20 protein-coding genes and 1 tRNA gene are annotated in these 20485 nt (G+C 67.6%); 13 read left to right on the plus strand and 8 right to left on the minus strand.

Translation table 11 applies throughout. The features are described 5' to 3' along the window. Window positions 1–39 precede the first annotated feature (39 nt). On the minus strand, window positions 40–1266 hold the full coding sequence (locus tag KF941_RS04310) for an aminopeptidase P family protein (protein WP_214272633.1): 1227 nt from the start codon (window positions 1264–1266) through the stop codon (window positions 40–42). 124 nt (window positions 1267–1390) lie between these two features. Here KF941_RS04310 and KF941_RS04315 point away from each other — a divergent pair, with 124 nt between their 5' ends. Then, window positions 1391–2296, plus strand: a complete 906-nt coding sequence (locus KF941_RS04315) for a LysR substrate-binding domain-containing protein (RefSeq protein ID WP_214272634.1) — start codon at window positions 1391–1393, stop codon at window positions 2294–2296. A gap of 6 nt (window positions 2297–2302) precedes the next feature. Here KF941_RS04315 and KF941_RS04320 read toward each other — a convergent pair whose 3' ends face one another. Further along, window positions 2303–2746: an Rrf2 family transcriptional regulator gene (locus KF941_RS04320; protein ID WP_036757642.1), complete on the minus strand. Its 444-nt coding sequence runs from the start codon at window positions 2744–2746 to the stop codon at window positions 2303–2305. Between the two features lie 123 nt (window positions 2747–2869). On the opposite strand from KF941_RS04320, the gene hmpA reads away from it, so the two are divergent. The 10 genes from hmpA (at window position 2870) to KF941_RS04370 (ending at window position 12998) form a co-directional block, all read left to right on the plus strand. Beyond that, window positions 2870–4078 (plus strand): NO-inducible flavohemoprotein, encoded by a 1209-nt coding sequence (gene hmpA, locus KF941_RS04325; RefSeq protein WP_116222626.1) that lies wholly within the window; start codon window positions 2870–2872, stop codon window positions 4076–4078. A 121-nt stretch (window positions 4079–4199) separates the two neighbouring features. Next, complete coding sequence (locus KF941_RS04330) at window positions 4200–5234, plus strand: GlxA family transcriptional regulator (protein ID WP_114536210.1); 1035 nt, start codon at window positions 4200–4202, stop codon at window positions 5232–5234. A gap of 58 nt (window positions 5235–5292) precedes the next feature. Then, window positions 5293–6102: a DUF72 domain-containing protein gene (locus tag KF941_RS04335; RefSeq protein ID WP_214272635.1), complete on the plus strand. Its 810-nt coding sequence runs from the start codon at window positions 5293–5295 to the stop codon at window positions 6100–6102. Between the two features lie 85 nt (window positions 6103–6187). Further along, window positions 6188–6862, plus strand: coding sequence for a DUF2270 domain-containing protein (locus KF941_RS04340; protein WP_116222628.1), 675 nt, complete (start codon window positions 6188–6190; stop codon window positions 6860–6862). Window positions 6863–7251: 389 nt separating this feature from the next. Continuing rightward, a complete protein-coding gene (locus KF941_RS04345) occupies window positions 7252–7437 on the plus strand; it encodes a hypothetical protein (RefSeq protein ID WP_114536211.1) in 186 nt (61 codons plus the stop codon). 298 nt (window positions 7438–7735) lie between these two features. Then, window positions 7736–9340 carry an ABC transporter substrate-binding protein gene (locus KF941_RS04350; RefSeq protein ID WP_072463165.1) on the plus strand — a complete coding sequence of 535 codons (1605 nt, stop codon included), beginning with the start codon at window positions 7736–7738 and terminating at the stop codon, window positions 9338–9340. Between the two features lie 72 nt (window positions 9341–9412). Further along, window positions 9413–10420 (plus strand): ABC transporter permease subunit, encoded by a 1008-nt coding sequence (locus KF941_RS04355; RefSeq protein ID WP_036757631.1) that lies wholly within the window; start codon window positions 9413–9415, stop codon window positions 10418–10420. After that, window positions 10417–11319, plus strand: a complete 903-nt coding sequence (locus tag KF941_RS04360) for an ABC transporter permease subunit (protein ID WP_036757630.1) — start codon at window positions 10417–10419, stop codon at window positions 11317–11319. The genes KF941_RS04355 and KF941_RS04360 overlap by 4 nt, the downstream gene beginning before the upstream one ends. Window positions 11320–11322: 3 nt before the next feature. Then, window positions 11323–12162 (plus strand): ABC transporter ATP-binding protein, encoded by an 840-nt coding sequence (locus KF941_RS04365; protein ID WP_052096078.1) that lies wholly within the window; start codon window positions 11323–11325, stop codon window positions 12160–12162. Then, entirely contained in the window at window positions 12159–12998 is an 840-nt protein-coding gene (locus KF941_RS04370; protein ID WP_036757629.1) for an ATP-binding cassette domain-containing protein, read from the plus strand. Before KF941_RS04365 ends, KF941_RS04370 begins: the two co-directional genes overlap by 4 nt. Window positions 12999–13215: 217 nt before the next feature. On the opposite strand, the gene KF941_RS04375 is transcribed toward KF941_RS04370, so the two are convergent. From KF941_RS04375 to KF941_RS04395, 5 genes are all read right to left on the minus strand, one after another. Continuing rightward, entirely contained in the window at window positions 13216–13959 is a 744-nt protein-coding gene (locus tag KF941_RS04375) for a molecular chaperone DjiA (protein ID WP_214272636.1), read from the minus strand. A 62-nt stretch (window positions 13960–14021) separates the two neighbouring features. Beyond that, window positions 14022–14846, minus strand: coding sequence for a sulfate ABC transporter permease subunit CysW (gene cysW, locus KF941_RS04380; protein ID WP_072463167.1), 825 nt, complete (start codon window positions 14844–14846; stop codon window positions 14022–14024). After that, window positions 14846–15691 carry a sulfate ABC transporter permease subunit CysT gene (gene cysT, locus KF941_RS04385; RefSeq protein WP_214272637.1) on the minus strand — a complete coding sequence of 282 codons (846 nt, stop codon included), beginning with the start codon at window positions 15689–15691 and terminating at the stop codon, window positions 14846–14848. The genes cysW and cysT overlap by 1 nt, the downstream gene beginning before the upstream one ends. Further along, a complete protein-coding gene (locus KF941_RS04390) occupies window positions 15688–16686 on the minus strand; it encodes a sulfate ABC transporter substrate-binding protein (RefSeq protein ID WP_214272638.1) in 999 nt (332 codons plus the stop codon). The genes cysT and KF941_RS04390 overlap by 4 nt, the downstream gene beginning before the upstream one ends. Further along, window positions 16683–17783, minus strand: coding sequence for a sulfate/molybdate ABC transporter ATP-binding protein (locus KF941_RS04395; RefSeq protein ID WP_114536216.1), 1101 nt, complete (start codon window positions 17781–17783; stop codon window positions 16683–16685). The genes KF941_RS04390 and KF941_RS04395 overlap by 4 nt, the downstream gene beginning before the upstream one ends. A gap of 277 nt (window positions 17784–18060) precedes the next feature. Here KF941_RS04395 and KF941_RS04400 point away from each other — a divergent pair, with 277 nt between their 5' ends. Both KF941_RS04400 and KF941_RS04405 read left to right on the plus strand, forming a co-directional pair. Then, window positions 18061–18543 (plus strand): GNAT family N-acetyltransferase, encoded by a 483-nt coding sequence (locus KF941_RS04400; RefSeq protein ID WP_116222851.1) that lies wholly within the window; start codon window positions 18061–18063, stop codon window positions 18541–18543. Between the two features lie 44 nt (window positions 18544–18587). After that, window positions 18588–18664 (plus strand) — tRNA-Arg (locus KF941_RS04405). A 184-nt stretch (window positions 18665–18848) separates the two neighbouring features. Here the strand turns inward: KF941_RS04405 and KF941_RS04410 are convergent. After that, window positions 18849–20474 (minus strand): GMC family oxidoreductase N-terminal domain-containing protein, encoded by a 1626-nt coding sequence (locus KF941_RS04410; protein WP_214272639.1) that lies wholly within the window; start codon window positions 20472–20474, stop codon window positions 18849–18851. Window positions 20475–20485 lie beyond the last annotated feature (11 nt).

Raw genomic sequence — 20485 nt, forward strand, 5'->3', positions numbered from 1 at the left:
GCGATCCGCCCGCCGGGTGGTCCGGCGGGCGGCGGGGGGTCAGGCGGCCTTGGCCTTGCCCTTGACGATCAGATGCTCGGGTCCATAGGGGAAGCCGGTGATGTTGCGGTTCCCACCTTCCTCGATCACCAGGATGTCATGCTCGCGATAGCCGCCGGCGCCGGGCATGTTCTCGGGGATGGTGATCATCGGCTCCATCGAGACGACCATGCAGGGCTCCAGCACCGTCTCGCAATCCTCGCGCAGTTCCAGCCCCGCCTCGCGGCCGTAATAGTGGCAGAGCACCCCGAAGCTGTGGCCATAGCCGAAGCTGCGGTATTGCAGCAGGTTCTCGGCCGCATACATCTCGTTCAACTCGGCCGCGATCTCCGAGCATTTCTTGCCCGGCACCAGCAGTTCCTTGCCGCGGTCATGGACCTTGCAGTTGAACTCCCACAGCCGGATGTGTTCGTCGCTGGCCTCCTCGGCGAAGAGCGTGCGCTCCAGCGCGACGTAATAGCCCGCGACCATGGGGAAGCAGTTCAGCGACAGGATGTCGCCGCGCTGGATCTTGCGGCTCGTCACCGGGTTGTGGGCGCCGTCGGTGTTCACGCCGGACTGGAACCAGGTCCAGGTGTCCAGCAGCTCGGCATGCGGCCAGGTCTTGGCGATCTCGCGCACCATGGCGGCGGTGGAATGCAGCGCCACCTCGTGCTCGGGCACGCCGACGGCGGTCGCTTCGACGCAGGCCGCGCCGCCGACATCGGCGATGCGGGCCATCTCGGTGATATGGGCGATCTCCTCGGCCGACTTGATCATGCGCAGCCGCATGGCGGGGGCGGCGATGTCGACGAACGCGACGCCGGGAAATTCCGCCTTCAGCAGGTCGAGCAGGTCGATGTTCACATGGTCGAACTCGATGCCGATGCGCTTGGCGCTGCCGGCAAGCTGGCGCAGGGCATGAAAATAATTGTCCTTCTGCCAGTCGGTATAGGTGACGTTGCCGCCGAAGCTGCGCCGCCAGGGCTGGCCGCCGTCGATGCCGGCGCTGATCGTCGTCGCCTTGTCATGGTCGATCACCAGCCCATAGCGGCGGCCGAACTGGCAATAGAGGAAATCCGCGTAATAGTTGATGTTGTGATACGAGGTGAACAGCGCCGCATCGACGCCCGCCTGCGCCATATGCGCGCGGATCGCGTCCTGGCGGCGCTGCATTTCCGTGGCCGAGAAGGTCGGGGCCGCCTTCTCGCCATTGCCGACGAAACTTTGAAGCCTGTCGCGTTGCATGGGATGTCCTCTTTGTTCTTTGGGGGTTCGGATGGCGTCAGGATCGGGCGTGCAAGGGGTCTTGTCAAAAGACCGTTTCTCATGCTTCGATTGAGAAAATCTCAACCGTTGCGGGTCGCTTCCCATGTCGCTTCTGCCGCTCAATGCCCTGCGTGCCTTCGAGGCCGTCGCCCGGCTGAAAAGCTTCAAGGAGGCAGCGAAGGCGCTGTTCGTCACCCAGTCGGCGGTCAGCCACCAGGTCCGCCATCTCGAGGAATTCCTGGGGGTTGCGCTGTTCGACCGCTCGGGGCCGCGGCCGCGCCTCCTGCCGCGCGGGCAGGAGCTGGCGCGCACGCTGAGCCTGTCGCTGGCCGAGATCGAGGCGGCCTGCAAGCGGGTGCGCATGGCCGGCGGCGCGCAGCCGCTGGTGATCGCCGCCATCCCCTCGGTCGCGATCTGCTGGCTGATCCCGCGGCTTTCGCGCTTTCGGCAGGCGCATCCCGACCTGGCGCTGCGCGTGGTCTATGCCATGCACGGGCAAGAGATCGACTTTCGCAGCACGCATTTCGCCTTCGTCTTCTCGGATGGCCCGCCGGTCCTGCCGGGGGTGCGGGTGCTGGCCTTCCTGCCCGGCGAAAGCGCGCCGGTCTGCAACCCCTCGCTGCTGTCCGGCTTGGGCGAGGCGCCGCCCTCGGCCGCCGGGATCAGGGCCGCGGGGCTGCTGCACGACACCGACACATCCGCCTGGCGCGCCTGGCTGTCGCGGATGGGCGAGGGCATCGGCCCGGACGAGGCCGGGCCGGTGTTCGAGGATTTCAACTTGCTACGCGCCGCCGCCCTGGCCGGGCAGGGGGTGGCGCTATGCCCGCTGGCGATGATCCGCGACGACCTGGACAGCGGCCGGCTGGTGCAGCTGTCCCCGGTCACGGTGCTGGAGAACTATGGCTACTACCTGCTGGCCAACGATCCGCAGCCCGCCGACCTGGCCGAGAACGCCCAGGCGTTCCAGGACTGGGCATTCCGCGAAAGGGATACCGGGCCGGACGGCTGATCCGGGTCAGGACCGTGCCGGTTCGCGCGCCGCGACCGGGTGCAGCAGATGCGAGAAATCCGGCCGCCGCGCCAGCACATCGGCCAGGCTGTAGCCGTCCAGCACCGCCATGAACCCCGCCATCGCCTCGTCCAGCACCGAGGTCAGCCCGCAGGCCGGCGCGATGATGCAGGTGCCGCAGCCGACCAGGTCGAAATCGTCCTCGGTATGGCGGACCAGCGCGCCGATGTTGATCTCGGCCGGCGGACGGGCCAGGCGGATGCCGCCGTTGCGCCCGCGCAGGCTGGCCAGGAAGCCGGCATGCACCAGGTCGTTGATGACCTTCATCAGGTGGTTTTGCGAAATGCCATAGGCCTGCGCGATCTCGCCGATCGAGCAGAGCCGCTCGGGCTCGCGGCCCAGATACAGCAGCACGCGCATGGCATAATCGGTATAGCGCGTCAGGCGCATCGCAGGCTCCGATAAAACATGTATCCTGATTGCATGTTTCTGGCGGCAAAGATACATGTATCCGCGATACATGTTTTGAGTCGCGGCCGATCCCCTGCCGCGCCCCCTTGCAGGAGAAGCCGAATGCCGCAGCCGCTGAGCGCGCAGACCATCGCCCTGGTCAAAGCCACCGTCCCCGCGCTTGAGGCGCATGGCCTTGACATCATTCGCGAAATGTATGCGCGCATGTTCCAGAACCCGGACATCCGCGACCTGTTCAACCAGACGCACCAGGGCGGTTCGGAATCGCAGCCACGCGCGCTGACCGGGGCGATCCTGGCCTATGCCAACAATATCGACAACGTGACGGCGCTGGTTCCCGCGGTCGAGCGCATCGCCCAGAAACATGTCGGCCTGCAGATCCTGCCCGAACATTACCCCCATGTCGCCGAGGCGCTTCTGGGCGCCATCCAGGCGGTGCTGGGCGATGCGGCCACCGACGAGGTGCTGGATGCCTGGGGCGAGGCCTATTGGTTCCTTGCCAATATCCTGATCGCGCGCGAACGGCGGATCTATGACGAGCAGCTGGCGGTCGAGGGCGGCTGGAACGGCTGGCGCGACTTCCGCATCGACGAGGTGATCCGCGAAAGCAGCACCATCGCCTCGTTCATCCTGCGCCCGGTCGATGGCGGGCCGGTGATGGCGCACAAGCCGGGCCAATACCTGACCTTCTGGCTGGAGATCCCCGGCCATGCCCCGGCCAAGCGCAACTATTCGATCTCGGCCGCGGCGAACGGCCAGACCTATCGCATCTCGGTCAAGCGCGAGCCGCAGGGGCTGGTCTCGGGCTGGCTGCACCAGCAAAGGCCGGGCACGGTGCTGAAGGTCGCGGCCCCCGCGGGCGAGTTCTTCCTGCCCGACCGGCCCGAGCGGCCGGTGGTGCTGCTGTCGGGGGGCGTGGGGCTGACGCCCATGGTCGCCATGCTGGAGGCGCTGGTGCAATCGGATGCGCCGGTGCCGGTGCATTACATCCACGGCACCCACGACCGCGACACCCATGCGATGCGCGCCCATGTCCGCGCGCTGGCCAAGCGGCGGCCGCAGATCACCGTCACCGATTTCCACCAGACGCCGCTGGCGGACGAGGTCGCGGGCCGCGACTACGACCATGCCGGGCTGATCACCGAGGAATGGCTGCTGGCCAATACCCCCTCGGAGGCGGCGGATTACTATATCTGCGGCCCGCGCCCCTTCCTGCGCGCGGCGGTGGCGGCCTTGTCGCTGGCGGGCGTGCCCGCGGACCGCATCCATTACGAGTTCTTCGGCCCGGCCGACGAATTGCTGGCCGCCTGAGGCGGCCTTGGGCCGACGCTGCCCGGCCCCTTGCCAAGGGGCTTGGCAGCGCGCCGCGGCTTGTGGCAATGCGGAACGGACGCCCGGTCCCCCGGCCGGGTGCAGCATCCGGGAAACCATCGTGCCGCAATCTGTTGCTGACGACAGCGAACGCTATATCGCGCGGGGCATCGCCCATGTGAAGCTTGCGACGCCGGTCCGGGCGCCGATCACCGTGTCCTTCGTGCTGATGCCGCGCTTTACCATGCTGGCCTTCACCTCGGCGATCGAGCCCTTGCGGGTGGCCAACCAGCTGACCGAGCAGGTGCTGTTCAAATGGCGCATCCACAGCGAAAGCGGCGCGCCGATCACCTGCTCGAACGGGGTGCCGCTGCTGCCCGACGCGCCGCTGTCCGAGGCGCCGGCCTCGGATTACGTGCTGGTCTGCGGCGGGGTCGAGCCGGATGCGGGGTGCAGCGCCGAGCTGACCGACTGGCTGCGCAAGCAATGGCGCCACGGCGGCACCGTGGGCGGGCTTTGCACCGGCGCCTATGCGCTGGCCCGTGCCGGCATCCTCAACGGCCGCCGCTTTACCCTGCATTGGGAAAACATCCCGAACTTCACCGAGAAATATCCCGACCTGGTGCCCGAGCGGCGCATCTTCTGCATCGACGAGCGCATCGTCACCTGCGCCGGCGGCGTCGCCTCGGCCGAGCTGGCGCTGAAGCTGATCGAGGATTACTACGGCGCCGAGCTGGGCCAGGCGGTGATGAACATGTGCCTGCTGGGCCAGATCCGCCGCGGCGAGGACGAACAGCTGAGTTCGCTTTCCGTCCGCCTGGGCACGCGCAACGACCACCTGATCCGCGCCGTGGCCTATATCGAGGCCCATGTCGAGGACGAGATCGACCTGGCCGAATGCGCCCGCCACCTGGGCATCTCGCGCCGCCAGCTCGAGCGGCTGTTCCAGCGCTACCTGGACACGACGCCGCTGCAATACCTCAACAGGGTGCGGCTGCAGCATGCCCGCTCGCTGCTGACCGAGACCAATCTCAGCGTCATGCAGGTGGCGGTGGCCTGCGGCTTCGGCTCGTCCTCGTATTTCTCCAAGGTGTTCCGGGGGCAATACGGCATGTCGCCCTACAAGTTCTCGCTGACGCGCAAGCGGCCGGGTTAGGGCCTGGTCCGCGCCCTGCGCTATGATCGGCCGAATCGCCAGCGCAGGAGGACGGGGGATGGACAAGGGCAGGGCGGCGGCGGGACGCATCCGCATCGGCATCGGCGGCTGGACCTATGAGCCATGGCGCGGCAGCTTCTATCCCGAGGGGCTGGCGCAGCGGCGCGAGCTGGAACATGCCAGCCGCCGGCTGACCTCGATCGAGGTCAACGGCACCTATTACGGCGCGCAAAAACCCGAGAGCTTTCGCAAATGGCATGACGAGACGCCCGAGGATTTCGTCTTTTCGCTGAAGGCGCCGCGCTATGCCACCAACCGCAAGGTGCTGGCCGATGCGGGCGAAACCATCGCGCGCTTCCTGTCCGGCGGGGTGATGCTCTTGGGCGACAAGCTGGGGCCGATCAACTGGCAGTTCATGGCGACGAAGAAATTCGAGCCGGCGGATTTCGAGGCCTTCCTGAAGCTGCTGCCCGCCTCGGCCGAGGGCAGGGCGCTGCGCCATGTGGTCGAGGTCCGCCACGAGAGCTTCCGCACGCCCGCCTTTACCGAGATGCTGCGCGAGCATGGGGTGGCGGCCGTGGTCGCCGCGGACGGCAAGTATCCGCAGATCGCCGATCCGACCGCGCCCTTCGTCTATGCGCGCATCATGGGCACCAGCGCGGACGAGGCGCTGGGCTATTCGCCGGCCGCGCTGGATCTTTGGGCGGAAAGGGCGCGGATCTGGGCCGCGGGCGGGCTGCCCGAGGGGCTGGACGATGTCGGGCCGAACGCGGTCCCGGGGCCGCGCGACGTCTATCTTTACGTCATCGGCGGCCACAAGGCGCATAATCCGCAAGCCGCGATGGCGCTGATCGAGCGGCTGGGCTGAAGGCCGCGGAGGGTCCGGCCGCGGACCGGGGGTCTTGCCGGCAAGGTCCGGCCCTGCCAAGCTGCAAGGCAGGGAGAACGCGCATATGGACGGACAGCAGAACAGCCGCAAGTCGCTGGACACGGCGGAAATCGGCGCGCTTGCGCATCTTTACCGGGCCGAAATCTATCGCTCGACCATCTGGCGCACGCGGCTCGACACCACGACGAACTGGTCGGTGGTGACGCTGGGGGTGGCGCTGTCGATCACCTTTTCCTCGCCCCAGGCATCGCCGTTGCCGCTGGTTCTGGTCGGCATCCTCATCATCTTCTTCCTGATGCTGGAGGCCCGGCGCTATCGCTATTTCAACGTCTGGCGCGCGCGCTGCCGCTGGATGGAGCTGAACTTCATGGCGCCGATGCTGCGCGACGGCGATTTGCGGCTGGAAACCGGCTGGCAGGACCGGCTGGCCGAGGATTACCGCCGCCCCGCCTATCACGTCAGCCTGCGCACCGCCATCGGCCGGCGCATCCGGCGCAATTACTTCTGGATCCTGCTGATCCAGACCGCGGCCTATCTGGGCAAGCTGGGGGTGCATCCGACCCCGCTGCAATCGGCGGGCGAATTGCTGGAGCGCGCCGCCATCGGCCCGATTCCGGGTTGGCTGGTGCTGGCCTTGGGGCTGGCCTATTGCCTGTCCTGGGGCGCCATCGCCCTGTGGAGCCTGCGCGAGGACCGCCAGCGCGCCCGCTGGCGCCAGGATCCGCTGGGCATGGGGTGAGGGCCCGTCGGGCCGATGCAAGCGCGCGCTTTTCCTGACGCATTCCCCCGGCTGAATGCAGGATGCATGGCGGGGCGATCCAGGATCGAGGGTGTGGCCGGGGCGGCCGGTGTTTGTGTCCCGGCGGTGCGGCCGGGTGCCGGACGGCCGCGCCGGGATCGGCTGCGCCGCTGGCGTCGGGGGGCGTTGCCCCCCGCGTTTCCTCCACCCCTCGACGGGGTGGAGGAAACGTCCCCCCAGGATATTTGGGCACGAAAGAAGGGCAGGCGCCGCCGCCGGTGGTCGAGGCGGCCAGGCCTCGGCAGGCTGGAGCCGGCGCAATGCCAGCCCATCGGCCCAAGGCGCCGAAGGATATGGCGCCGGCAGCCGCGCTGCACTAGGCTGGCGGGATGCTGGTCGATCCCAAACACCCGTTCTTCCGCCCGCTCTGGGTCCGCGTCCTGTGCGTCCTGCTGCCCCTGCTTTGGGCGGCGTTCGAGGCGGCGGGCGGCGCCTTCTTCTGGGCCATCCTGTTCGGTGCGGCGGGGATCTATCTTTTCGTGGCGCTTTTCCTGGGTCGCGGCGACGGCGGATGATGTCCCGCCGCCGGTGCGGACCCGCCTGCCGCGCCGATCCGCAGATGCCGGGCCGAGAATCATCCCGCCCAGGGCGGGAACCGGCTGCGCGGCAGCGTCTGAACAGTCCGGTTCTGTCTGTTTTTGCGGCGGGGCCCCTCCCATGGCTACCCGGTGGAACGCCAAGATTCGCCCGATGATTCCGGCGTTTCGCAGCGTCATCGCGGCAAATCGACGATCAGACCCGGCAAAGCACTTGACCTGTCAGGCAGATTCGTTTGCATCGGGACAGGGAATATCTCTAGACATGGGAGGCATTATGTCACTCTTCTCCACCCGGATGCTTGCGGCATCGGCTTTCGCCTTGATGGCTGCGGCGCCGCTGCATGCCAAGACCTTCGTCTATTGCTCGGAGGGCTCGCCGGAAGGGTTCGACGCCGCGCCCTATACCGCGGGCACCACCTTCGACGCCTCGGGCCATGCGGTCTACAACCGTCTGGTGCAGTTCAAGCCGGGCACCACCGAGATCGAGCCGGCCCTGGCCGAAAGCTGGGACGTGTCGGAGGACGGGCTGGAATACACCTTCCATCTGCGCCAGGGCGTGAAGTTCCATTCCAACGACAAGTTCACGCCCTCGCGCGACTTCAACGCCGACGACGTGATCTTCACCTTCGAGCGCCAGGCCAGCGCCGACCATCCCTGGCACGAATACATCCCCGGCATCACCTATGAGTATTATTCCTCGATGGAGATGGACAAGCTGATCAAGTCCATCGAAAAGGTCGACGACCATACGGTGAAGTTCACCCTCAACCAGCCCGAGGCGCCGTTCCTGGCCAATGTGGCCATGCCCTTCGTCTCGATCGTGTCCAAGGAATATGCCGATGCGCTGGACGCCGCCGGCACCCGCGAAGACCTGAACAACGCCCCCATCGGCACCGGCCCCTTCAAGTTCGTCGCCTACCAGAAGGACGCGGTGATCCGCTATCAGAAGAACGCCGACTACTGGGGCGAGGCGCCCAAGATCGACGACCTGGTCTTTGCCATCACCCCCGACGCCTCGGTGCGGCTGCAAAAGCTCAAGGCCGGCGAATGCCACCTGATGCCCTATCCCGCGCCCGCCGACCTGGACGAGATCCGCGCCGACCCGAACCTCAAGCTGGACGAGCAGCCCGGCCTGAACGTGGGCTACCTGGCCTATAACACCACCGTCGCGCCCTTCGACAACCCGCAGGTCCGCAAGGCGCTGAACATGGCCATGGACAAGCCGGCGCTGATCGATGCCGTCTACCAGGGCAATGCCGAGGTCGCCAAGAACCCGATCCCGCCGACCATGTGGTCCTATAACGACGCCATCGAGGACGACAAATACGATCCCGAGGCGGCCAAGGCGATGCTGGAGGAAGCCGGCGTCAAGGACCTGACCATGGAAGTCTGGGCCATGCCGGTGCAGCGCCCCTACATGCCCAACGCCCGCCGCACCGCCGAGATGATCCAGAGCGACTTCGCCAAGGTCGGCGTCAAGGTCGAGATCGTCAGCTACGAATGGGGCGAATACCTGAAGAAGTCGATGGAAGAGGGTCGCAAGGGCGCCGTCATCCTGGGCTGGACCGGCGACAACGGCGATCCCGACAACTTCCTGTCGGTGCTTCTGTCCTGCGCCGCGGCCACGCCGGGCGGGGCGAACCGTGCCTTCTGGTGCAACCAGGAATTCTCGGACCTGCTGGCCAAGGCCAAGGCGACCTCGGACCATGACGAGCGGGTCAAGCTTTACGAAGAGGCGCAGGTCATCTTCAAGCGCGAGGCACCCTGGGCCACGCTGGCGCATTCGACCCAATACGTGCCGATGGCCAAGAACGTCACCGGCTTCGTGCAGTCGCCGCTGGGCGACTATGTCTTCGACACCGTGGACCTGACCGAATAAGGTCGCGCCCGGATTGAAACTCTCGCGGCCGTGCAGGGAAATTTCCTTGCACGGCCCTTAGGTTAGGGTTCGATGCTCAGATTCATCCTCAAGAAACTGCTTTACCTGGTCCCGACGATGATCGGGATCACGCTGGTGGCCTTCGGCTTCATCCGCCTGCTGCCGGGCGATCCGGTGCTGCTGATGGCCGGCGAGCGCGGCGTCTCGCCCGAGCGCTATGCCCAGATCGCGGCGCAGCTTGGCTATGACAAGCCGGTCTGGCAGCAATACCTGCATTATCTCGGCAACCTGCTGCAGGGCGACCTGGGCAATTCGCTGGTGACGAAGAAGCCGGTGCTGACCGAGTTCCTGGCGCTGTTCCCGGCCACGGTCGAGCTGGCGCTGGTGGCCATCATCATCGCCACGGTGATCGGCGTGCCGGTGGGCGTGATCGCGGCGATCAAGCGTGGCAGCTGGTTCGACCAGGTCTCGATGACCGCGGCGCTGGTCGGGTTCTCCATGCCGATCTTCTGGTGGGGGCTTCTGCTCATCATCCTGTTTTCCGGCGTGCTGGGCTGGACCCCGGTCTCGGGCCGCATCTCGCTGATGTATTTCTTTCCGCAGGTCACGGGCTTCATGCTGATCGACAGCCTGATTTCCGGGCAGAAGGGCGCCTTCGCCTCGGCGCTGAGCCACCTGATCCTGCCCTCGATCGTGCTGGCGACCATTCCGCTGGCGGTGATCGCGCGGCAGACCCGATCCGCCATGCTGGAGGTGATGGGCGAGGATTACGTCCGCACCGCCAGGGCCAAGGGCCTGTCGACCCGCCGGGTGATCGGGGTCCATGCGCTGCGCAATGCCATGATCCCGGTCATCACCACCATCGGCCTGCAGGTCGGCGTGCTGATGGCGGGCGCCATCCTGACCGAGACGATCTTTTCCTGGCCCGGCATCGGCAAGTGGATGATCGATTCGATCTCGCGCCGCGACTATCCGGTGGTGCAGTCGGGCCTGCTGCTGATCGCCGCCATCGTGATGATCGTGAACCTGATCGTCGACCTGACCTATGGTCTCATCAACCCGAGGATCCGGCACAAATGACCGATACCACCGTCAAGATTTCGGACGCGGCCATCCGCCGCCGGATGCTGCGCGAGTTCTGGTTCTATTTCAGCCAGAACCGCGGCGCGGTGATCGGCCTCGTCGTCTTCGTCCTGCTGGTGCTGACCGCGATCTTCGCGTCGCTGATCGCGCCGCATGACCCGACGCAGCAATATCGCGACGCGCTGCTGGTGCCGCCGATCTGGCAAGAGGGCGGGCGCGCGGGCTTTCTGCTGGGCACCGATGCCGTGGGCCGGGACATGCTGTCGCGGCTGATCCATGGCGCGCAATATTCGCTGTTCATCGGCATCGTCGTCGTCGCCATCGCCCTGACCGGCGGCATCATCATCGGGCTGGTCGCCGGTTTCTTCGGCGGCTGGGTCGATACCGTCATCATGCGCGTCATGGACGTGGTGCTGGCCTTTCCCTCGCTCTTGCTGGCGCTGGTGCTGGTCGCCGTGCTGGGGCCGGGGCTGACCAATGCGATGATCGCCATCGCCATCGTCTACCAGCCGCATTTCGCACGCCTGACCCGCGCCGCGGTGATGGGCGAGAAGGCGCGCGAATATGTCACCGCCGCCAAGGTGGCGGGCGCCGGCAACCTGCGGCTGATGTTCAAGACCATCCTGCCCAATTGCCTGGCGCCCTTGATCGTGCAGGCGACGCTTTCCTTCAGTTCGGCGGTCCTCGACAGCGCCGCGCTGGGTTTCCTCGGCATGGGCGCGCAGCCGCCGGCGTCCGAATGGGGCACCATGCTGGCCGAGGCGCGCGAGTTCATCCTGCGCGCCTGGTGGGTCGTGACCTTCCCCGGCCTCGCCATCCTGGTCTCGGTGCTGGCGATCAACCTGATGGGCGACGGGCTGCGCGACGCGCTCGACCCGAAACTGAAGCGGAGCTGACCGATGGCGCTTCTGACAATCCGCAACCTGACCGTGCGCTTCGCCACCTCGACCGGCAGCTTTACCGCCGTGGACGGCATCGACGTGACCGTGGACAAGGGCGAGGTGCTGGCCATCGTGGGCGAGTCGGGCTCGGGCAAGTCGGTGTCGATGCTGGCGGCGATGGGGCTTTTGCCCGACACCGCCACCGTCACCGCCGACGAGATGACCTTCGACGGGCAAGACCTGCTGCGCATGACCCCGCGCCAGCGCCGCCGCATCATCGGGCGCGAGATCACCATGATCTTCCAGGAACCCATCGCGTCCCTGAACCCCAGCTTTACCACCGGCTACCAGATCGAGGAGGTGCTGCGCTTCAACGCAGGCCTGTCGAAACGCGCCGCCCGCGCCCGCGCGCTGGAGCTGTTTCGCCAGGTCGGCATTCCCGACCCCGAGGAAAAGCTGAAAAGCTATCCGCACCAGATGTCCGGCGGGCAATGCCAGCGGGTGATGATCGCCATGGCCATCGCCACCGGCCCGCGCCTCTTGATCGCGGACGAGCCGACGACGGCGCTGGACGTGACGATCCAGAAGCAGATCCTCGACCTGCTGATGAAACTGCAGGAACAGACCGGCATGGCACTGATCCTGATCACCCACGACATGGGCGTGGTGGCCGAGACGGCGGACCGCGTGCAGGTGCAATACAAGGGCCGCAAGATGGAAGAGGCCGACGTGCTGACGCTGTTCGAGGCGCCTTCGCATCCCTATACCCGCGCGCTGCTTTCGGCCCTGCCCGAGAACGCGACGGGCGACCGGCTGCCCACCGTCGGCAGCTTCCTTGAACCGGAGGTGCAGCCATGAGTGTCGTCGAAGGGCGCAACCTGATCCGCGACTATTACGTCCCCGGCTCGCTGACCCGCGCCGCCAAGATGGTGCGTGCGGTCAAGGGCATCAGCTTCTCGGTCGACCGCGGCAAGACGCTGGCCATCGTCGGCGAATCCGGCTCGGGCAAGTCGACGCTGGCGCGGATCATCGCGCTGATCGACCCGGCCTCGGGCGGCGAGCTGCTGATCGACGGCAAGCCCGTGGACATCGGCAAGGCGCGGCTGACGCGCGAGATGCGCTCCAAGGTGCAGATGGTGTTCCAGAACCCCTATGGCAGCCTGAACCCGCGCCAGAAGATCGGCGACGTGCTGATGGAACCCCTGCTTCTGAACACCGACACCCCCGCCGCCGAGCGTCGCCGCCGCGCCGAGGAGATGCTGGCCAAGGTCGGCCTGCCGCCCGAGGTGTTCAACCGCTATCCGCACATGTTCTCGGGCGGGCAGCGCCAGCGCATCGCCATCGCCCGCGCGCTGATGCTGAACCCGACGCTGCTGGTGCTGGACGAGCCGGTCTCGGCGCTGGACCTTTCGGTCCAGGCGCAGGTGCTGAACCTGCTGGCCGACCTGCAGGACGAGTTCAACCTGGCCTATGTCTTCATCAGCCACGACCTGTCGGTGGTGCGCTATATCGCCGACGACGTGCTGGTGATGAACAAGGGCGAGGCGGTCGAGCAGGGCAGCCGCGAAGAGGTCTTCGCAGACCCCCGCCACCCCTATACGCGCGAGTTGTTCGCCGCGACCCCGGTGACGGACATCGAGGCGATCCGCGAGCGCGTGGCGCGCCGCAAGGCGCTGCGCGCGGCGATGGCCTGACGCGAGGATGCCGGGGCGCGCAGGTCACAGGCGTCCCGGCAATGCCTTGGCCCCTGGCAGGCTGCTGGAAAAGGATCCTGGGCCTCTTCTGCAAAGGAATTGGTCCCCGATCCGGCGCAACTGGTCCAGGAGTTTGAGGTTTCCGGGTCATTTTGCGGCGAATTTCCCGGCTTCCAGAGCCGGATCGAGACACCCGGGCAGTTTTTCCGCAGCCCGCCTAGGTCGACAGGCTGGGGCCGGCGCAACGCTTGGGGTGCATGTTGCGGAAGTTTTCCCATGCCTCGTTCAGCGCGCGGGTGCGCGCCTCGGCCAGGCGGATCGCCTCGGGCGGCAGGCCGCGGGCCAGGGCGCGGTCGGGATGGCTTTCGCGCACCAGTTCGCGCCAGCGCCGCCGCGCCTCGGGCAGCGGCGTGTCGGGCGTCACGCCCAGCACCTCGCAAGAGGGGCAGCCCTGCCGGCGGTCGTGGCGGGCGCGGATCGCCGCGACCTGCGCGGCGGGCAGGCCGAAGATGCGCGCCACCTCGTCGATGAAAATGATCTCGGCCTCGTGCAGGTCGCCATCGGCGACGGCGATGATGAACAGCCCCTCGACCACATCGGCCAGCACCGGGTCGCCCGCCGGGAACATCGCCGCGATGCGCCGCGCCCAGGCGTCGAAGCCGGCCACGTCCTGTCGCGCCAGGTCGAAGACGCGGGCGGCGTTCTTTTCCTCGGACCGCGGGATGATGAAGACGCGGCGAAAGGCCGCCACCTCGGACCGCGCCACGGCACCGTCGGCCTTGGCGAGCTTGGCCCCCAGCGCGATCACGGCGATGGTGAAGGCCACCGATTTCTCGGGCGGGGTGGCGGGGCGGCGCGCGCCGACGATCGCCGCCAGCCGGTCGGCAATGCGCTGCCAGAAGCTGCGGGGCTTCGGCAGTTCGGGGCAGGGCTGTTTCTGGTCCTTGATCGCGGCGTCCATGGCCTGCAGCCTAGGCGGGGTGGCGGGTCAAGTCCACTGACATTCCCGCCAGTTACGAGCCGTCATCTGCGGCTTTCCAACGCGGCCTTGACGACCAGCACCACCAGCGCGATCACGGTCAGCGTCGAGGCGGCGGCAAAGGCGCCGGTGGTGTTGAGGTCGTTGAACATCAGCTCGATTTGCAGGGGCAGGGTGTTGGTCTGCCCGCGGATCGAGCCCGAGACGACCGAGACGCCGCCGAACTCGCCCACCGCCCGCGCCGTGCAAAGCACCGCGCCGTAAAGCAGCGCCCAGCGGATATTGGGCAGGGTGACGCGGGAAAACACCTGCCAGCCGCGCGCGCCCAGCGTGACCGCCGCCTGTTCCTGTTCCGAGCCTTGCGCCTGCATCAGCGGCAGCACCTCGCGCACGACGAAGGGGGCGGTGACGAACATGGTGACCAGCACGATGCCGGGCAGGGCGAACATGACCTTCAGGTCATGCGCGGCCAGCCACGGGCCCAGCAGGCCCTGCCGGCCGTAAAGCAGCAGGTAGCAGATGCCGGCGATGATCGGCGAGATCGAGAAGGGGATCTCGATCAGCACCATCAAGAGCTTGCGCCCCGGAAAGCGAAAGCGGGCGATGGCCCAGGCGGCGGCGATGCCGAAGGCGATGTTGACCGGCACCACGATCACCGCGACCAGCGTCGTCAGCCAGATCGCATGCAGGACCAGCGGATCGGCGATGTTCTTCAGATAGACCGCCCAGCCCTCGGCAAAGGCGCGCCAGAAGATGAAGGCCAGGGGCGCCACCACGAAGATCGCGGTCAGCGCGAAGGCCAGCCCGATCAGCAGCCGCGGCACCGCGCGGCTTTGGCCGGGGGCGTGGGTCAGCGCGACGGTGCTCATCAGCAGGCCTCCAGGTGGCGGGCGGCGCGGAACTGGATCAGGTTCGAGACCACCAGCAGGATCAGCGCGAACAGCAGCAGCACCAGCGCGATGGCGGCGGCGCCCTGGTAGTCGTATTCCTCCAGCCGGATGAAGGCCAGCAGCGCCGCGATCTCGGTCTTGAAGGGCAGGTTGCCGGCGATGAACACCACCGCGCCGAACTCGCCCAGCGAGCGGGCGAAGGCCACGGTCGAACCCGCCAGCCAGGCCGGCAGGATCGCCGGCAGCACCACGCGGCGGAAGATGGCAAAGGGCCGGGCGCCCAGCGTCATCGCCGCCTGCTCCAGCGCCGGGTCCAGATCCTCCAGCACCGGCTGGATCGCGCGCACCACGAAGGGGATCGAGGTGAAGGTCATCGCCAGGATCACGCCGCCCAGCGTATAGACCAGCTCGATCCCGGCGCCGGCCAGCGGCGCGCCGAACCAGCCGTTCGCCGAATAAAGCGCGGTCAGCGAGATGCCGGCGACGGCGGTCGGCAGGGCGAAGGGAATGTCCATCAGCGCGTCCAGGATGCGCTTGCCGGGAAAGTCGTAGCGCGTCAGCACCCAGGCCATCAGCAGGCCGTAGAAGGCGTTGAAGACGGTGGCCGCGGCGGCGGCGGTCAGCGTCACCCGCAGCGCCGCCAGCGTGCGCGGCGCGGTGACGATGGCCCAGAACCGCGCCGGCCCGATCTCGGCCCCCTTCAGCACCAGCGCCACCACCGGGATCAGGATCACCAGCCCGACGTAAAGCAGCGTCGTGCCGAGGCTCAGCGAGAACCCCGGCAGCACGCGTTTCGCGCGGATGGGCGCGGCGGCGGCGCTCATTGGTTGACGAAGACCTTGTCGAGGATGCCGCCCTCGGCCAGGTGCTCATCCTGCACCTTCTGCCAGCCGCCAAAGACCTCGTCCACGGTCAGCAGTTTCACCTCGGGGAACTCGGCGGCGTATTTCGCCGTCACCGCCTCGTCGGTGGTGCGATAGTGGTTCTCGGCCAGGGTGTCCTGCGCCTCGGGCGAGTAGAGCCAGTTGAGATATTCCGTCGAAACCTCGGTCGAGCCGTTCTTTTCGGCGTTCTCGGCCACCACGGCGACCGGGAAGGCGGCGAAAAGGCTGGTCGCGGGGGTCACGGCCTCGAAGCCCTGGGCCTCGTATTGCCTGGCGATGCCCTTGGTCTCGGCCTCGAAGGTGATCAGCACGTCGCCGATATTGCGCTCGGCGAAGGTCTGGGTGGCGGCGCGGCCGCCGGTGTCGAAGACCGGCACGTTGGCAAAGATCTTGCCGACGAATTCCTGCGCCGTCTCGGGCGTGCCGCCCTCTTGCGTCAGGGCATAGGCATAGGCGGCCAGATAGGTATAGCGCCCGTTGCCGCTGGTCTTGGGATTGGGGAACACCGCCTGCACGTCGTCGCGCGCCAGGTCCGACCAGTCCTTGATCCCCTTGGGATTGCCCTTGCGCACCAGGAAGGCGGGCAGCGAGTAATAGGGCGAGGCGCCGTTCGGCAGGGCCTCGCGCCAGTTTTCGGCCACCAGGCCGTTCTGGGCCAGCACGTCCACGTCGGTTTCCTGGTTGAAGGTGACGACATCGGCCGGCAGCCCTTCGAGGATGGCGCGCGCCTGTTTCGACGAGCCGCCGTGGCTTTGGTCGATGGTCACGTCGCGGCCGGTCTTTTCCTTCCAATGCGCCTGGAACTCGGGGTTCAGCGCCTCGAACAGCTCGCGGGCGATGTCATAGCTGACGTTCAGGATCTTGTCCTGGGCCAGCGCCGGGCTGCTGCCCAGCATCAGCGCCAGCGCGGCGACGTGAAGCTTGCGGATCGTCATAGGCTTTTCTCCTTGCGGGGGAATGCGGCGGTGGCGGCCTGCGAAGCCAGGGCGCGCGGGCCGGGAAAGATCGTGCCCGCCTCGGGGCGCAGGTTGACGCGGGCGCCGGGGACCAGCCCCTGCGCCTCGGGCGCGCGGCGGGGCAGGTCGATGCCGAACTGGCCGGTGCCGTCGGTCAGCTCCAGCCGCAGCAGGGCGCCGTTGCTGGTGCGATGGGCGACCTGCCAGCGCCCGGCGGGATCTGCCAGGGGCGTCACGTCGGCGGGGCGCAGGAACAGCGTGGCCGGCCCGTCGGGCAGGGCGCGGCGCGGCAGGCGGCTCGGGTCCAGCCCCTGCGCCTCGGCCCGGCCGGCCTGCAGCATCACCGGCAATTCGATGGTCGCGCCCATGAAGCGGGCGACGAAGGGGCTGGCGGGATGATCGTGGATCTGGTCGGCATTGCCGATCTGCTCGATCCGGCCCTCGCCCATCACCACGACGCGGTCGGCCAGCTCGAAGGCTTCCTCCTGGTCGTGGGTGACGAAGATCGTGGTCGAGCCGGTCTCGTCATGCACCTGGCGCAGCCAGGCGCGCAGGTCGCGGCGCACGGCGGCGTCGAGCGCGCCGAAGGGCTCGTCCAGCAGCAGCACCGTGGGCTCGATGGCCAGCGCGCGCCCAAGCGCCACCCGCTGGCGCTGGCCGCCCGAAAGCTGAGCCGGGTAGCGGTCGCCCAGATGCGCGATCTGCAGGAATTCCAGCAGCTGGTCCACCTTGGCCGCGATCACCGCCTTGCCCGGCCGCTGGGCGCGCGGGCGCACGGTCAGGCCGAAGGCGATGTTGTCGCGCACGCTCATGTGCGGGAACAGCGCGTAATGCTGAAAGACGAAGCCGATGCGGCGGTCCTGCGCCGCCAGGTGCAGCCAGTCGGCGCCATGCACCACCAGCCCGCCCGAGTCCGGCCATTCCAGCCCGGCGATGATCTTGAGAAGCGTGGTCTTGCCCGAGCCCGAGGGTCCGAGCAGCGCCACCAGCTCGCCCGATTCGATGGTCAGGTCGATGCCGCGCAGGACAGCGGTGCCGTCGAAGCTTTTGGTCATGTGCTCGATGACGATGGACATGGGCGCCTCCGTTTCCGCGCCAGAGGTAGCGGGCGGGCCGAGGCCGGGCAAGCCGGGCGGGCCCCGGCTGCCCCGGCGGGCGGCGAATGTTTTCCCAAGGCTGGCCGGGCGGCGGACCGCTGTTCCCCTGCCGCCGGCCCGGCGCGGAAAGCGTCCGGGCCGCAAGGGGCTGGCGCGCGCATTCTTCCTTATTTTTCATGCCGCCTGGCCGCGCGGGGCTTCGCAATCGCGCCGGCCGCTGCTAGGGTCCGGCGCGCAGCAGCAAAGGGACGGCGCGATGGGTGGCGGGGATCTGGTGATCGGGCGGGAAAGCCCCCTGGGCGAGGATCTGGCGCTGCTGTTTCGGCGCCATACCGCCGACATGCATGCCGACACGCCGCCGGAATCGATCCACATGCTGCCGCGCGCCGCGCTGGAGGGCCCCGAGATCGCCTTTTTCGTGCTGCGCGAGGGCGGCGTGCCGGTCGGCATGGGCGCGGTCAAGCGCATCGCCCCCGATCATGGCGAGATCAAGTCCATGCATGTGCTGGCCGAGGCGCGCGGGCGCGGCCATTCCCGCCGCATGCTCGGGGCGCTGGTCGCCCATGCGCGGGCCGAGGGCATGGCGCGGCTGAGCCTGGAAACCGGGGTGCAGCCGACCTTCATCGCCGCGCGCGGGCTTTATGCGCGGGCGGGTTTCGTCGAATGCCCGCCCTTTGGCGACTACCACCCCGATCCGAACAGCGTCTTCATGACGATTGCGCTGCGCGGTTCGGATTGAACGGTTGATTCAGCCGCCGTCCTGCGCCATGACTGCCGCCATGCGGCCCCGTAGCTCAACTGGATAGAGCAAGCGCCTTCTAAGCGCTAGGTTCCGGGTTCAAGTCCTGGCGGGGTCGCCATCCTATCAAGGAATGCTTTGAATATCAGGCGCTAGACGCCCGGTTTCCATTCTGGCTCTGATCGGTTCCCCGTTTCCATGCCTGATCCGCCGCGTAGGGGATGCGCTTGCGGCCCGCGCCTTGCTTTGCGTCGCCGGGCTTCGGGCGGGCCCGCCTGGCCGGCCGGGCCGCGATCCGATGCGCCTCAGCGCGGCGCAGCCTGCCAAGGCGGCAGCGGCGACTTGCGGATCATGTCCGCGGCCTTCTCGGCGATCATGATGGTCGGGGCGCTGGTGTTGCCGCGGGTGATGCGCGGCATGACCGAGGCGTCCACCACGCGCAGCCGGCCGATGCCGTGAACGCGCAGCTGCGGATCGACCACCGCCATCTCGTCCCTGCCCATCTTGCAGGTGCTGGTCTGGTGCCAGCCCGTGCTGCCGGCCTGTTTCAGATGATCCAGCAGCTGGTCGTCGGTGACGGCATCGGGTCCGGGCGCCAGTTCGCTGACGATCCGCGGCGACAGCGGCTCGGTGGCGAGGATCCTGCGAAACAGCCTCATGCCGATCAGGGTGCGGCGGATGTCGTCCTCGTCGCCCAGATAGTTCGGGTGAAAGGCCGGTGCCGCCAGCGGGTCAGCGGATTTCAGCGCCATATGGCCGGTCGATTTCGGGCCGACCAGCACCGTCGCCCCGCTCATCCCCGGCTCGGGGTCGACGACGACCTGGCCGCTGGGCAGGAAGTTCGAGGTCATCGGCCGGATCGCCAGTTGCAGGTCGGGCTGCGGCTGGTCGGGCGTGGACCGGACATAGGCGCTGACCGCCGAGGATCCCATCGCCAGGTAGCCGCGACGGGTCAGCAGGTAGCGCATCCCCTCGACATATTTGCGCCATCCGACGAGGTGGCCGTTATAGGAGCTGTCGGGCGTCACCCGCATCAGGAAGGGTGCGAACCAATGGTCCTGCAGGTTCTGCCCGACGCCGGGCAGGTGCCTTGCCGCCTGGATGCCGAACTTGCGAAGCTGCCCGGCATCGCCGATCCCCGAATGCATCAGCAGATGCGGCGAGGCCAGCGCGCCGGCGGACAGGATGACCTCGCGCGCGGCGTGGATGATCCGCCTGGCGCCGTCCTGGATCACCTCGACGCCGGTCGCCTCGCCGTTTCGGAGGACGATGCGCAGAACCTGGACCCCGGTCAGCACGGTCAGGTTGCGGCGATGCAGGACCGGCTTGACGAAGGCGGTATAGGCGGATTCCCGGCGGCCGCCGCGAATGGTGAATTGCTGATACGAGACGCCTTCGTAGGGCGGCGCGTTCAGGCCGCGGATCTCGGGGATGCCGTTCCTGACGGCGGCGGCGACGAAATCCTCGGTCGAGGGGTGGCGGATCACCGGGTCGCTGACCGCCAGCGGGCCGTCGCCGCCGAAAAACGCGTCTGCGCCCCGCTCGTTGCACTCGGATTTCCTGAAATAGGGCAGGACATCGCGGTAGCTCCAGCCCTCGTTGCCGAGGCTGGCCCAATGGTCGTAATCCATCGGATGGCCGCGCGAATAGACCATGCCGTTGACGGAACTCGATCCGCCCAGCGTCTTGCCGCGGGGCCAATAGACCGTGCGCCCGCCAAGGGTCGGAACGGTTTCGGTGGTAAAGGCCCAGTTGTAGCGCTTGTTGAGGAAAAGCGGGCCCATGCCGGCGGGGGTGTTGATCCAGAAATAATCCGCCGACGGTCCCGCCTCGATCAGCAGGACGCTTTTCCTGGAATCCTCGGACAGGCGGCTCGCCATCACGCAACCGGCGGAACCGGCGCCGACAACGAGATAATCGTATGGTTCCATATCAATCCCCT

It is taken from the genome of Paracoccus sp. pheM1, from assembly GCF_018499825.1.
Taxonomy (GTDB): Bacteria; Pseudomonadota; Alphaproteobacteria; order Rhodobacterales; family Rhodobacteraceae; genus Paracoccus; species Paracoccus versutus.